Source organism: Massilia sp. Masssp94, assembly GCF_059491305.1.
Window position 1 is genome coordinate 3307574 of the sequence record NZ_CP168501.1, and the last position, 11608, is coordinate 3319181.

An 11608-nucleotide genomic window follows, 5' to 3' on the forward strand; every position below is an offset into this window, starting at 1 on the left:
TCGTTCTGTATTGCAATGTATCGTGCGTAGCAAACAACGCGTGCCGGCAACTTGACCTCCTAGTAAAATGTCGGGGTTCGCAATCCGAGAGCCGCCATGTCCATCATCGAATCCCCCGACACCATCACCATCACCCGCCCCGACGACTGGCACCTGCACCTGCGCGACGGCGCGGCCATGGCCAGCGTGCTGCCGCACAGCGCGCGCCAGTTCGCCCGCGCCATCGTCATGCCGAACCTGAAGCCGCCCGTCACGACGGCCGCGCTGGCTGCCGAATACCGCGCGCGCATCCTGGCCGCGCTGCCGCAAGGCATGAGCTTCGAGCCGCTGATGACGTTGTATCTGACTGACAACACGGAACCGGACGAGATCCGCCGCGCGCGCGACACCGGCTTCATCCACGGCGTGAAACTGTACCCGGCCGGCGCCACGACGAATTCCGCCGCCGGCGTGACCGACCTGCGCAAGTGCTATAAAACGCTGGAAGTGATGCAGGAACTGGACATGCCGCTGCTGACGCACGGCGAAGTCACGGACCAGCACATCGACCTGTTCGACCGCGAAGCCGTGTTCATCGAGCGCGTGATGCGTCCGCTGCGCCGCGACTTCCCGGAACTGCCGATCGTGTTCGAGCACATCACGACGAAGGACGCGGCCGAGTACGTGGCCGAGGCCGAAGGCCCGATCGCCGCGACGATCACCGCGCACCACCTGCTGTACAACCGCAACGAGATCTTCAAGGGCGGCATCCGCCCGCATTACTACTGCCTGCCCGTGCTGAAGCGCGAAGAACACCGCCTGGCGCTGGTGACGGCCGCCACGAGCGGCGACGAGCGCTTCTTCCTCGGCACCGACTCCGCGCCGCACGCGATCCACACGAAGGAAGCCAGCTGCGGCTGCGCCGGCTGCTACACGGCGCTGCACGCGATGGAGCTGTACGCCACCGCCTTCGAACAGGCCGGCGCGCTGGATAAACTGGAAGCGTTCGCGAGCCTGAACGGCCCGGCCTTCTACGGCCTGCCGCTGAACGAGGGCACGATCACCCTGAAGCGCGAGGCGTGGAGCCTGCCGGCGACGGTGCCGATGGGCGAGCAGGAACTCGTCCCGCTGAACGCGGGCGAACAGATCGGCTGGAAGATGCTGTAACGGGATGTTCCCCGAGATCGACTGGGCGCGGCCGTGGTACGACACGGTGCGTCCCGCCTTCGACAGTCTGTCCGCCGGGCCGTTCATCGATGGTTTCAACGCGAACGCGGCGCGGCTCGGCCTCGTCAACGTGGACGGCCAGCCGATCCGCTTCGTGCCCCAGGCCGACCTGCCGGAGGGCGTGGCGTACGAAGCCTACATCGGCGCCACGGGGTGCGTGCCCACGCGCGCGAACCTGCACGATTTTTTCAACGGCCTCGTGTGGCAGACCTTTCCGCGCATCAAGCGGGAACTGAACGCGCTGCAGGCCGCGCAGATCGCGCAGGCGGGCGTCGGCAAATCGCGCGGACCGGCGCGCGACGCCGCTACCATTTTTGATGAGAATGCCGCGCTGCTCGTCGTGCGCGACGATGCTGCCGGCCACGCGCTCGTCGCCGACCTGCGTGCGCATCGATGGCGCTCGGCCCTGTTCGACAAGCGCGACCTGTTCGGACGCGATGCCGAACTGTGGCTGTTCGGCCACGCGCTGATGGAAAAGCTCGTCGCGCCGCGCAAGGCGATCACGGCCCATGTGCGCGTGGTGTTCGCCCGCGACGATTTTTTTTCGCTCGACCGCGAGGGACGCCGCGACTGGATCGATGGCGCGGTGTCCAAGGCGATAGCGGCCGAGGGCCTGTCCACGGCCGGCTTCACCCCGCTGCCCGTGCTGGGCGTGCCGGGCTGGTGGCCGGACCAGGACGAAGCCTTTTATCTCGACCACACCGTGTTCCGGCCCAAAAGGCCGGCCAGCACCACCGAAGGAGGACACCATGACCGATAAGGTACGTTGGGGCATCCTTGGCACGGGCAAGATTGCCAAGGCCTTTGCCTCCGCATTGAAAGACACGCCAGACGCGCGGCTCGCCGGCGTCGGCTCGCGCAACCTGGCCAGCGCCGATTGGTTCAGCCGCGAGTTCGGCGGCACGGCGTACGCATCGTACGAAGACCTCGTGCATGCGCCCGACGTGGACCTCGTCTACGTCGGCACGCCGCACCCCATGCATTACGAGAACGTGCGTTTGGCACTGGAAGCCGGCAAGGGCGTCCTGTGCGAAAAGGCGTTCACGGTGAATCGCCGGCAGGCCGAGGAACTCGTGCAACTCGCGCGCGAGAAAAACCTGTTCCTGATGGAGGCGATGTGGACGCGCTTCCTGCCCGCGCTGGCCGAGGTGCGCCGCATCGTCGACTCGGGCGAGATCGGCACCGTGCGCCAGGTGAACGCGGACCTCGGCTTCAAGGCCGAATTCGGCCCGGAGCACCGTTTGTTCAACCCGGTGCTGGGCGGCGGCGCGCTGCTCGACCTGGGCATCTATCCGCTGTCGATCGCCGTGGCGCTGCTGGGGCCCGTGGACACCGTGCTGGCCCATGCCGACATCGGCCCGACCGGTGTCGACGAGCCGACGGGCATCCTGCTGCGCCATAGCGGCGGCGGCATGTCCGTGTGCAGCTGCTCGCTGCGTGCGCGCCTGCCGAGCGAGCTGACGATTGCCGGCGAACGTGGCCACGTCCGCATGAACACGATGTTCTACCGCACGCAGACGGTGACGGTGGTGCGCGCCGACGGCATCGCGCGCACCGTGCCCACGCCGTACATCGGCAACGGCTACGTGCACGAAGTGATCGAGGCGCAGCGCTGCTGGCGCGCGGGCCTGATTGAGAGTCCCGGCATGACACATGCTGACACGCTGGCGCTGATGGGCGTGATGGACGAGATCCGGCGCCAGATCGGCCTGACCTATGACGCCGATTCGACACAGATGAGCGGCACACCACCCAAGGAGAATGCATGAAACGCGACCCTCGTTCGACCAGCCGCATGCGGCGCCTGAAGCCGCGCCAGCGCAAGAAGCTGCGCGTCGGCGAATTCCAGGAACACTGCTTCGACGTCGAACTCGTCTTCCACAACCCGATGCGCGGCGAGCCGTATCACGACTTCATCAACGACTTCTTCGGCGCGCTGGAAGAACGCGGCCTGCTGGGCGGCGGCTTCGGCGGCCGCGAGCCGTTCAGCGAGACGGAAGGCGTCATTGCCCGCATCGAGCGCGGCTCGCCATCGGAACAAGACCGCGAAGCCGTGATCGCGTGGCTGCGTGCGCGGCCGGAAGTCGTCGACGCGCGCGCGAAGGACTTCAAGGATGCGTGGCACGGTTACGGCTTTTAATACGGTCGAGTTGTAAGGATCTGTCAGCGCGGTAACGGATTGTAAAGCCCGTCAACAGACGGGCAAGCCGCGCCGTTTTAGGGACAAGTGCAGCGCAAAACGACCTGCACCGAACCCCAAAAACTCCGAGGACCCTTCATCATGAAAAAGACCATTGCTACCCTGATCGCCGGCCTGTTCGCAACCGCTGCCTTCGCCCAGGCGCCCGCGCCTGCCGCTACCACGCCGGCCGCGGCCAAGGTCGAAGCCAAGCAGGAGAAGCAGGCCGCCAAGGCTGAAGTGAAGGAAACGAAAGCCGCCGCGAAAGCCGACGTCAAGGAAGCCAAGAAGGAAGCCAAGGCAGACGCCAAGGAAGCCAAGGCAGACGCCAAGGCCGACGTCAAGGAAGCGAAGGCAGACGCCAAGCACGTCAAGGCCGAGCACAAGGCCGAGCACAAGGCCGAACTGAAGGCTGAGCACAAGGCAACGACCGTCGCCGCCGCCAAATAAGCGGTTCGTTACGCAGTTACAAAGCCCGCGCGATGCGGGCTTTTTTGCTTCCGCTTCGCGCGAAAAAAATCCCATGCGGCTTCCGCGACTTCCAGGTCCGCGTTCTGCAGGCCGGTCAGCCAGTTGATGAAGCGGGGGTAGCGTTTCAGGCGGCTGGGTTCCGCATGGCCGGCGCCATCGATGCGGTACAGGCCGACCTGCAGCCCCTCCGCCGCTTGGCCCCACATGAAGCGGGTGACACTCGTTCGTGCGTCGCTGGCTGGGAGGCGCACGACGTCCGGCGTGTCCGGCAAGCCCGCCAGTTCGCGCCAGGCGTGCGCGGAGTCCTCGATCCCGCGCACCGGTTCGGCGAAGCCGAGCGCATACCAGGGCTTGCCGCCGTGATAGTGGATCAGCGGGTCGGCCGTGCAGCCGAAGATCAGCGCCGGCAGCGGCGTCGTGGGCGCCTGCGTGCGGCCGGGCGGCGGCATGCCCGCCAGCACGACCGAGAATGCCGCCAGGCGATGCGGGAGCCGCGTAGCCGCGGCATACGCCATCCAGCCGCCGCGCGACACGCCGATCAGGTAGACGCGCGCCGGGTCGGCGCCGTGGCGGGCGATCGCATGGTCGATCAGCGCGTCGATGAAGGCGACGTCATCCTTTTTGGCCACACGTGTTTCCGACGCGAAGCAATCGCTCCAGCCGCCCTTGCCGGCGTCCGGCGCGATCACGACGAGCTGCTCGCGCGCCGCGATGTCGAGCCACACGGACAGCGGGGACGGCGGAAACGCCAGCCCCAGCACCTGCTCCGCCGACGCGCCGGCGCCGTGCAGCACGATGATCAGCGCCCGGCCGCCGGGTGACGAGCCGTCCGGCGCCGCGACGAGGTAGCGGCGCGGTCCTTCGGGACGGGCAAGCGTGGCCGGCAGGGGAACGAGGCTGGGCATATGGACTCCTTGCATAACGATCAGAATCGTTGCATTGCTTGTAAGTATCTGTCAACCACGTAACCGTTTGTAAAGTTCGTCAACACACGGAAGGCAGGGTTCGTTGATGGCATAAGTCACACAGAACGATGTGCACATTGACTGACAACCACGAGGACCCTTCATCATGAAAAAAACCATTGCTACCCTGATCGCCGGCCTGTTCGCTACCGCAGCTTTCGCCCAGGCACCTGCTCCTAAGCAAGCAGTGCTGGTCGACAACGCCAACGTGAAGGCAACGAAGACCGAGACGAAGGCAGCCCCGGCCGAAGCCAAGGCAGCGCAAGCCGACGTGAAGGAAGCAAAAGCCGATGCGAAGACGGCCAAGACGCACGCCAAGGAAGCGAAGGCAAGCGCCAAGCATGCGAAAGCCAAGACCAAGCATGCCGTGAAAGAAGACACGGCCGCCACGACGGCACCGGCGCCGGCTGATGCAGCGACTCCCGCCACCCCGGCTACCCCGGCCGCTCCGGCCGCCATGGGCAGCTCGGGTACCTCGGGCACGTCGGACGCCTCGGCTGCCCCGGCGACCCCGGCTGCTCCTGCCACGCCAGCTACCCCGGCACCGGAAGCCGCGCCGGCACCTGCCGCACCTGTCACCCAGTAAGCCCGCACGCCGCCTCACGAAGCCCGCGCGATGCGGGCTTTTTTATGTCGCCTGCTCCGTGTGCATCGTGCGGAACAGGCCCGGACCGAGTCCGAACCGCCGCGCGAACACCTTCGACAACGGGTCCGCCGTCGCGTAACCCGTCTGGGCAGCCACCGACTTCAGCGCCATCGACGTCCGCAGCAGCGCACGCGCGTGGTCCAGGCGCGGCGTCTCGACGAAGCGTGCCGGCGCTTCGCCCAGCGCGTCGTCCAGCAGGCGTGACAGTACCAACTCCCAATTCTGCCGTGAGCGGCTCTTCACCCGTCTGGCAGCCCGCTTCCATGGAAGGGCGCGCACGGCTTGCGCATTCACCGGCATCGCCGCGGTGCGGTGGCCTTTCAATCTCCGCTGATGAAGCGACCCTGTTGCGCGGCGCTGCCTTTTACATACAGTGCACTGTCTCTTAAGAAATTTATTTTTCGCTATGTGCGGTAACCGACCGAGCGCGGCTCCCGATGGGCGGATAACGGTGTCACCGCAACAAACATAAGAGAACAACATGAACATGCCCACCGCCGCTACCCCCCAAACCCGTGCCCATCCAATGGTGATCGTCGCCGGCACCGCCGCCGTGATTTTTTGCCTGACCGGCACCGCCGCCCTCATGGGATGGATCCCGAGTTCGATGGGCCGTACGCAGGATCCGGCCCTGCCGCCATCGATCGGGTCCGCGATGCCGGTGCAAGCGCCGGCCTACGCTTCCGTGCGGGCACCGCATCACGCGGTCCCTACGGCGGCCGCCTACGAAAGGTCACGCGTCCAACCCGTCCATCATCCGGCCGTCGCATGCGGCAACTGCGGCGTCGTCGAATCGACACGTGAGCTGATCACCCGCGCCGACGGCAGCGGAATCGGCGCGGCTGGCGGCGCAATCGTCGGCGGCCTGCTGGGAAATCAGGTCGGCAGCGGCCATGGCCGGCAAGCGATGACCGTGGCCGGCGCCATCGGCGGTGCGATCGCCGGCAATCAAATAGAAAAGCGGGTCGAGGCGACCCGCAGCTACGAAACGGTCGTGCGCATGAACGATGGATCGACCCGCGCCGTCTCGCAGGCCGCCGAGCCGCAGTGGCATGACGGCGACCACGTCAGGATCGTCGATGGTGTCGTGCGGCTGACCAGTTAAGCGATGTAACCAGCGCCGCGCAGCGGTCCTGCAAGACACGGCATCTGTACCGGCAAGACAAAGCCGGCCAGTCAATAATCGCCTCACCCTACAATTAGAAAGTAACTGTGCTCTATACCCTCGCTGTCGTACTCATTATTCTTTGGCTTCTCGGAATGGTCACTGCGGTCACCGCCGGTGGACTGATCCACATTCTGCTCGTCATCGCCATCGTCGTCGTCCTGCTGCGAGTTATCAGCGGACGTAAAGTCCTTTGATCGCCGACCGCTCCAATCTTTTTCTCGACATTTCACCTTAAGGTTTTCAATGAATAAATTTATCGCTGCCATGATTTCTAGTCTGTTCGCCATTTCCGCAATGGCGGCAACGCCTGCGGCCGAATCCTCCCCGACGCCGGCCACTATCAAGGCGCAGGTAAAAGCCGAAAAGGCCGACGTCAAGGCCAACGCCGCGGAAGCGAAGGTCGATGCCAAGGCCGACGCCAAAATGGCGAAGGTAGCGACGAGGTCGGCTGCCAAGAAAGCCAAGGCGCAGGCAAAGGCCGACAAGGCCCGGGCCAAGGCCGAGGTGCAAGCGGCACAGGCAGCGCCCGGTAACGAAGTGGGCGCGGCTGCCAAAGCAGACAAAACGATTGCCGCTGCCGACGAAAAAATGATCAAGACGACCGTTAATGCAAATGCCGACATGCAAAAAGCCGAAGCCGATGCGATGTCCAGGAAAACAATTGCAGCAAGCCATACGCTGGCAGTCAAGGATAAGGGCAATGCCGATATCCGCGCGGCGGCCGTGAAATAAACGGCTGGATCGGGCGCATGAAGCCAGGATAATCTGCTTTTTTGCGCCGGCAATATGCGCATTTCCGCATCGGACGCGATGCGCAATATTTTGATGTAATTGCGTACGGCACAAAACGCGCCTTCCTGCCGGCCCCGCGCATAATGAACGGTGCGCGTGGTACTACACTGGCGCATGAATGCATAAATCGTCGAGCGGTTTGAGCGCCATGCCGGCATTCGTAAAAACATCCGGAACCGCTGCGTACACGCAGTGCGCTCGAATCAAAACAACGAACAGTCCACCCATCATGCCCATCCCGAGCAGCCAGGTCCCTGGCAAACCTGGCGCGAATGCGGCAACCGCCGCGTTCAAACGTCCAGGCACATACACACGTACGCTACGGATCGGCATCGCGCCGTCGACGATCATTACGATCATGCTCATCGGGATGGGCGTGGCGCTGCTCACCCAGCTGGTGCCGGTGATCATGGTGCTGATCGCGGCGTTGATGCTGGTCGGCACGCTCGGCCCGGCAGTCGAATGGCTGGAGCGGCGCCGGGTCGGTCGCTTGAGCGCCATCACGCTCGTGTTCGCATCGCTGCTGCTGCTGGCATTGGCGCTGGCCGTTTTTACCGTGCCCGCGTTCCTGATGCAGGTGACGAGCCTCGTGGAACAGGAACCGGAATTGCGCAAACGCGCCGTCAGCTTCCTTGCCTCGTATCCGCTCACGACCTCCCTGGCCGGCACATTGCGCCACTTGCAGTACGGCGCCTTGTTCAAGTCGTACAGCACCGAAGCCGTGGCGTTTTCCAAGAGCTTGTTGAGTATCGTCGCCTATGGCGCGGGTTCCTTTTTCCTTGCGCTGTATATCATGATCGACCGCGCCCGGCTGCGCGGTGCCCTGTTTGCCGTTGTCCCGCGTGCGCATCACATGAAGCTGTCGCGCATCATGCTCAACCTGGAAACCATCGTCGGCGGCTATGTGCGTGGCCAGGTCGTCACTTGCGCGATGATGGCGATTTTCCTGTTTATCCTGTTGAGCGCATGCGGCGTCCAGAATGCCATCGCGATCGCCGCATTCGGCGGCATTGCCGACGTGCTGCCGTTCGTAGGCATTTTCCTGACCATGATTCCGGCCGTGCTGGCAGCGCTTGCCAGCGGCAGCGCCGCCGCGACCGTCGTGTTCGTTCTACTGCTGTGTTACGAAGAATTCGAAAGTCGCGTCATCATCCCGATCATTTACGGCCGCGCACTACGCCTGCCATCGTCGATCGTGCTGTTTGCGCTGATCACCGGCGGCACGCTGTACGGCATCGGCGGCGCCCTGCCGGCGCTGCCGGTCGCGGCAACGCTGTTGATGCTTGCAGAGGAATTGAAGCTCGAACTACCGGGCGAAACCGCGCAACCGGACGATGTGACGACGGATCGGAACGATGTCATCGGCGAGGCCGAATACCTGCGTCGGACCGAAGGCATGACAGCCGAGGCTTCGGCCGGCGTTGCGCTGGAAATATCGGAAGAGCGCAAGGTAAAGGAGAATGCCGAGGCCGCGGAAGCCGACGATAAGAGTCCGGATTACGGCGCCCGATAAAACCGGGATAAAACTTCCAATTCCGTTTCCGCGTTACCGAAAATGAATTTCATAATGACTATGGAATTCAGTTTGCCATTTTATTCCGCCTGGCCGAAAAACATCAAATCATTGTTCAAGATTGATAATGCTTTGGAGATTTTCCAAAATAAGCCGAATAATCGGACGGGGTGATCAAAACAGTGCATACTGTCAATCGGGATATCCTTTCGCCCTTTGCCGACTTTTGCATGCCGTTCGGTAACAAAATTTAGGTATTAGGGAGATAATAATGATTTTAATTGCAGATGACGATGTTGATTTTGCCGAGACTTGTTCGATGATGCTTGAATCGCACGGCTATGAGGCGGCGGTGGTATCGAATGGTTTGGAAGCATTGGCAAAGATTCAGGAACAGCAACCTGAATTGTTGATTTCCGACTGCAGCATGCCGCATATGACCGGATTGCAGTTGAGCGAGGAAGTCAGGACGAGGCCGGCCGGTCACCAATTCCCAGTTTTATTGATGAGCGGTTCGCTGCGGGGCAAGGTCGCTCCCGGAACGAGTTACGATGGATTCTTGCGAAAGCCATTTCTGGCGGAAGATCTGATGGGCGAAGTGCGTAAACTATTGGCGAACTGTACCAGTGCGGTTTCCAGCGAAAAAGGAAACTCATGAGATTATCCGACTTCATTTTGGCTCACCTCGAGCCCATCTTACAGGAGTGGGAAGATTTCGCATCGACGATCGAACCGCTCGTGGACGCCAACAAAAAAGAATTGCGAGATCACGCGAGCGAAGTTCTGCAGGTTATTGCCCTCGATTTGAAAACACCGCAGTGCGAAAGCGAGAGCATCGCCAAATCCAAAGGCCTGGGGCCGCAGGCGGCTCTTGACACGGCGGCCGAGATTCATGGCGCCGACCGGGTTTCGATCGGTTTCACGGGCGAGCAGGTCATGGCCGAGTACCGCGCCCTGCGCTCGAGTGTGCTGCGTCTATGGGCGCGCCAGGTCGAGATAACGACCGCTAACGACATACAGGACATGGTCCGCTTCAACGAGGCCATCGACCAGGCCCAGATGGAATCGATGGCGCGTTATGCAAAAATGTTGCGCGAGGCCCAAAACCTGTTCCTGGCAATTCTCGGCCACGATGTGCGAAGCCCACTTGGTGCGATCAGCATGGGCGCCCAGGTATTGCTGCAGGATCAAACGCTCCCATCCAAGGTTCTCAAGGTAGGCCTGCGTATTTTCAATAGTTCAAAACGGATGGACGCGATCATCCGGGATCTGCTTGATTTTTCGACGTCGCACCTGGGTGACGGCATACCGGTCGATCCCAGTACCGTCGATCTTCTGGAAATATGCCACGGTGTCGTGGAAGAGGCGAATACTTTCCATCCCGACCGCAGGATCGAATTGATGTGCGAGGGTGAGTTGACCGGGGTGTGGGACGGAGACCGGATGGCCCAGGTGTTTGCCAACCTGATTTCGAATGCCATTCAGCACGGCAAGCCCGAAGGAGCGATCAAGGTCTCGATCTGCGGCTTCCCGGACGAGGTGATGTACCAGGTCAAGAACGAAGGCGACATCATTCCGCCGGCGAAGCTAAGAACACTCTTCGATCCGGTGAAACGTTTTGCCATACGTCCGGCGAGCGAGCGAGTAGGCGCGGGCACGCAAAACCTGGGACTCGGTCTTTATGTGGTGAAGCAAATTGTGGATGCACACGGTGGCGCGATTTCCGTCACTTCCAGCGAGGAGGACGGCGTGGCCTTTTCGTTGCACATTCCGCGCGTGACGCCGCACCGCAGGAAGGATGACTGATCATCCACAGTCCAGGGCAACGTGGGGCCATCAAGCCCGCCGCATGCGTTCGCTGACGTCCAACCCGATCCCGCGATAGCCGACAAATCCGCTGGCGTCATCGAAGATCGGCTCACCGCTGACCTGAAGATACTGGATACGGGAGTCGGGCAAGGTCCGGCTATAGACAAAGTCGAGGAACGGCTGCCGGTTCGCGATTTTGGTCTCGAGTGCCGCCCTTTCCTCCATGTTCCAGCCCGCGGCCGCGAGTTCTTCGAGCGAGGCGCCGCTGCCGATACCCAGCATTTCTTCGACCGGACCGGAATATTGGGTCAGCCTGCCGGTGGCATCCTGCTCCCAATACCAGTCCGACGAGAGCTCCGTAAAACGCTGGAAACGCGCTTCACTGCGGCGCAACTCCGCGGTCCGTTCGAGCACGGTTCGTTCCAGTACCCGGTTATAGTCGTCGAGCTTGCGATGGAGGAGCCGCACCTCGAGCATATTGTGAATGCGCGTCTGCAGTTCGAGGAAATCGAAGGGCTTGCTGACGAAATCTTTTGCACCGGCTTTCAGGGCGCGCAATTTGTGCGCGGGCTGCGCCGTGATGACCAATACCGGCAAGTAGCTGGCGCGCTCGATCTTGCGCAGTTCCTCGATGACCTCGAAACCGTCCATGTCGGGCATGTGCAGGTCGAGCAGAATCAGGTCGTAGCGGTGTCGTTCATGCAGGCCATAGACTTCACGCGGCCGCTGGGTCGTGGTGACGTTGGTATAGCCCTGGTTGCGCAACATTTCCTCGATCAGCTCAACGTTCGCTTCCTCGTCGTCGACGACCAGGATGGCGGCGTTCAGAATTTCAGCAGCTTCAAGCATCGGAACTCCT

16 protein-coding genes are annotated in these 11608 nt (G+C 62.4%); 12 read left to right on the forward strand and 4 right to left on the reverse strand.

Annotation, left to right across the window (positions count from 1 at the left end; translation table 11 throughout):
• Positions 1–96: 96 nt before the first annotated feature.
• The 5 genes from pyrC (at position 97) to ACEN9G_RS14690 (ending at position 3835) form a co-directional block, all read left to right on the forward strand.
• Positions 97–1146 carry a dihydroorotase gene (gene pyrC, locus ACEN9G_RS14670; RefSeq protein ID WP_413341451.1) on the forward strand — a complete coding sequence of 350 codons (1050 nt, stop codon included), beginning with the start codon at positions 97–99 and terminating at the stop codon, positions 1144–1146.
• A gap of 4 nt (positions 1147–1150) precedes the next feature.
• Positions 1151–1966, forward strand: a complete 816-nt coding sequence (locus ACEN9G_RS14675) for a DUF3025 domain-containing protein (RefSeq protein ID WP_413341453.1) — start codon at positions 1151–1153, stop codon at positions 1964–1966.
• Positions 1956–2975 carry a Gfo/Idh/MocA family protein gene (locus ACEN9G_RS14680; protein ID WP_413341455.1) on the forward strand — a complete coding sequence of 340 codons (1020 nt, stop codon included), beginning with the start codon at positions 1956–1958 and terminating at the stop codon, positions 2973–2975. Before ACEN9G_RS14675 ends, ACEN9G_RS14680 begins: the two co-directional genes overlap by 11 nt.
• The gene (locus ACEN9G_RS14685) at positions 2972–3346 is read left to right on the forward strand and encodes a 50S ribosome-binding protein YggL (RefSeq protein ID WP_413341457.1); all 375 of its coding nucleotides are present in this window, start codon (positions 2972–2974) and stop codon (positions 3344–3346) included. The genes ACEN9G_RS14680 and ACEN9G_RS14685 overlap by 4 nt, the downstream gene beginning before the upstream one ends.
• Before the next feature lie 141 nt (positions 3347–3487).
• Complete coding sequence (locus ACEN9G_RS14690) at positions 3488–3835, forward strand: hypothetical protein (protein ID WP_413341459.1); 348 nt, start codon at positions 3488–3490, stop codon at positions 3833–3835.
• Positions 3836–3843: 8 nt separating this feature from the next.
• Here the strand turns inward: ACEN9G_RS14690 and ACEN9G_RS14695 are convergent, their stop codons facing one another.
• Entirely contained in the window at positions 3844–4761 is a 918-nt protein-coding gene (locus tag ACEN9G_RS14695; RefSeq protein ID WP_413341461.1) for a CE1 family esterase, read from the reverse strand.
• A gap of 166 nt (positions 4762–4927) precedes the next feature.
• Between ACEN9G_RS14695 and ACEN9G_RS14700 the strand changes: the two genes are divergently transcribed.
• Positions 4928–5407, forward strand: coding sequence for a hypothetical protein (locus ACEN9G_RS14700; RefSeq protein ID WP_483126725.1), 480 nt, complete (start codon positions 4928–4930; stop codon positions 5405–5407).
• A gap of 42 nt (positions 5408–5449) precedes the next feature.
• Here the strand turns inward: ACEN9G_RS14700 and ACEN9G_RS14705 are convergent, their stop codons facing one another.
• The gene (locus tag ACEN9G_RS14705) at positions 5450–5680 is read right to left on the reverse strand and encodes a helix-turn-helix domain-containing protein (protein ID WP_413337100.1); all 231 of its coding nucleotides are present in this window, start codon (positions 5678–5680) and stop codon (positions 5450–5452) included.
• Positions 5681–5948: 268 nt separating this feature from the next.
• Here ACEN9G_RS14705 and ACEN9G_RS14710 point away from each other — a divergent pair, with 268 nt between their 5' ends.
• The 3 genes from ACEN9G_RS14710 (at position 5949) to ACEN9G_RS14720 (ending at position 7367) form a co-directional block, all read left to right on the forward strand.
• A complete protein-coding gene (locus ACEN9G_RS14710) occupies positions 5949–6572 on the forward strand; it encodes an outer membrane lipoprotein (protein WP_413337099.1) in 624 nt (207 codons plus the stop codon).
• Between the two features lie 107 nt (positions 6573–6679).
• The gene (locus ACEN9G_RS14715) at positions 6680–6829 is read left to right on the forward strand and encodes a lmo0937 family membrane protein (RefSeq protein WP_413337098.1); all 150 of its coding nucleotides are present in this window, start codon (positions 6680–6682) and stop codon (positions 6827–6829) included.
• Between the two features lie 49 nt (positions 6830–6878).
• Positions 6879–7367, forward strand: coding sequence for a hypothetical protein (locus ACEN9G_RS14720; RefSeq protein WP_413337097.1), 489 nt, complete (start codon positions 6879–6881; stop codon positions 7365–7367).
• Positions 7368–7529: 162 nt separating this feature from the next.
• Here the strand turns inward: ACEN9G_RS14720 and ACEN9G_RS14725 are convergent, their stop codons facing one another.
• A complete protein-coding gene (locus ACEN9G_RS14725) occupies positions 7530–7787 on the reverse strand; it encodes a hypothetical protein (protein WP_483126726.1) in 258 nt (85 codons plus the stop codon).
• On the opposite strand from ACEN9G_RS14725, the gene ACEN9G_RS14730 reads away from it, so the two are divergent.
• The 3 genes from ACEN9G_RS14730 to ACEN9G_RS14740 all read left to right on the forward strand — a co-directional run bounded on the left by ACEN9G_RS14730 (position 7786) and on the right by ACEN9G_RS14740 (position 10746).
• A complete protein-coding gene (locus ACEN9G_RS14730; RefSeq protein ID WP_483126727.1) occupies positions 7786–8940 on the forward strand; it encodes an AI-2E family transporter in 1155 nt (384 codons plus the stop codon). The genes ACEN9G_RS14725 and ACEN9G_RS14730 overlap by 2 nt on opposite strands.
• A 271-nt stretch (positions 8941–9211) precedes the next feature.
• Positions 9212–9598 carry a response regulator gene (locus ACEN9G_RS14735; protein WP_413337094.1) on the forward strand — a complete coding sequence of 129 codons (387 nt, stop codon included), beginning with the start codon at positions 9212–9214 and terminating at the stop codon, positions 9596–9598.
• Positions 9595–10746, forward strand: coding sequence for an ATP-binding protein (locus ACEN9G_RS14740; RefSeq protein ID WP_413337093.1), 1152 nt, complete (start codon positions 9595–9597; stop codon positions 10744–10746). The genes ACEN9G_RS14735 and ACEN9G_RS14740 overlap by 4 nt, the downstream gene beginning before the upstream one ends.
• A 30-nt stretch (positions 10747–10776) precedes the next feature.
• Here ACEN9G_RS14740 and ACEN9G_RS14745 read toward each other — a convergent pair whose 3' ends face one another.
• Positions 10777–11598: a response regulator gene (locus ACEN9G_RS14745; RefSeq protein WP_413337092.1), complete on the reverse strand. Its 822-nt coding sequence runs from the start codon at positions 11596–11598 to the stop codon at positions 10777–10779.
• Positions 11599–11608 lie beyond the last annotated feature (10 nt).

What these genes read in the sequence shown, in the direction of transcription:
- pyrC (WP_413341451.1), top strand. Translation starts at nt 97, where the DNA reads ATGTCCATCATCGAATCCCCCGACACCATCACCATCACCCGCCCCGAC.
- ACEN9G_RS14675 (WP_413341453.1), top strand. Translation starts at nt 1,151, where the DNA reads ATGTTCCCCGAGATCGACTGGGCGCGGCCGTGGTACGACACGGTGCGT.
- ACEN9G_RS14680 (WP_413341455.1), top strand. Translation starts at nt 1,956, where the DNA reads ATGACCGATAAGGTACGTTGGGGCATCCTTGGCACGGGCAAGATTGCC.
- ACEN9G_RS14685 (WP_413341457.1), top strand. Translation starts at nt 2,972, where the DNA reads ATGAAACGCGACCCTCGTTCGACCAGCCGCATGCGGCGCCTGAAGCCG.
- ACEN9G_RS14690 (WP_413341459.1), top strand. Translation starts at nt 3,488, where the DNA reads ATGAAAAAGACCATTGCTACCCTGATCGCCGGCCTGTTCGCAACCGCT.
- ACEN9G_RS14695 (WP_413341461.1), bottom strand. Translation starts at nt 4,761, where the DNA reads ATGCCCAGCCTCGTTCCCCTGCCGGCCACGCTTGCCCGTCCCGAAGGA.
- ACEN9G_RS14700 (WP_483126725.1), top strand. Translation starts at nt 4,928, where the DNA reads ATGAAAAAAACCATTGCTACCCTGATCGCCGGCCTGTTCGCTACCGCA.
- ACEN9G_RS14710 (WP_413337099.1), top strand. Translation starts at nt 5,949, where the DNA reads ATGAACATGCCCACCGCCGCTACCCCCCAAACCCGTGCCCATCCAATG.
- ACEN9G_RS14720 (WP_413337097.1), top strand. Translation starts at nt 6,879, where the DNA reads ATGAATAAATTTATCGCTGCCATGATTTCTAGTCTGTTCGCCATTTCC.
- ACEN9G_RS14730 (WP_483126727.1), top strand. Translation starts at nt 7,786, where the DNA reads ATGCTCATCGGGATGGGCGTGGCGCTGCTCACCCAGCTGGTGCCGGTG.
- ACEN9G_RS14725 (WP_483126726.1), bottom strand. Translation starts at nt 7,787, where the DNA reads ATGATCGTAATGATCGTCGACGGCGCGATGCCGATCCGTAGCGTACGT.
- ACEN9G_RS14735 (WP_413337094.1), top strand. Translation starts at nt 9,212, where the DNA reads ATGATTTTAATTGCAGATGACGATGTTGATTTTGCCGAGACTTGTTCG.
- ACEN9G_RS14740 (WP_413337093.1), top strand. Translation starts at nt 9,595, where the DNA reads ATGAGATTATCCGACTTCATTTTGGCTCACCTCGAGCCCATCTTACAG.
- ACEN9G_RS14745 (WP_413337092.1), bottom strand. Translation starts at nt 11,598, where the DNA reads ATGCTTGAAGCTGCTGAAATTCTGAACGCCGCCATCCTGGTCGTCGAC.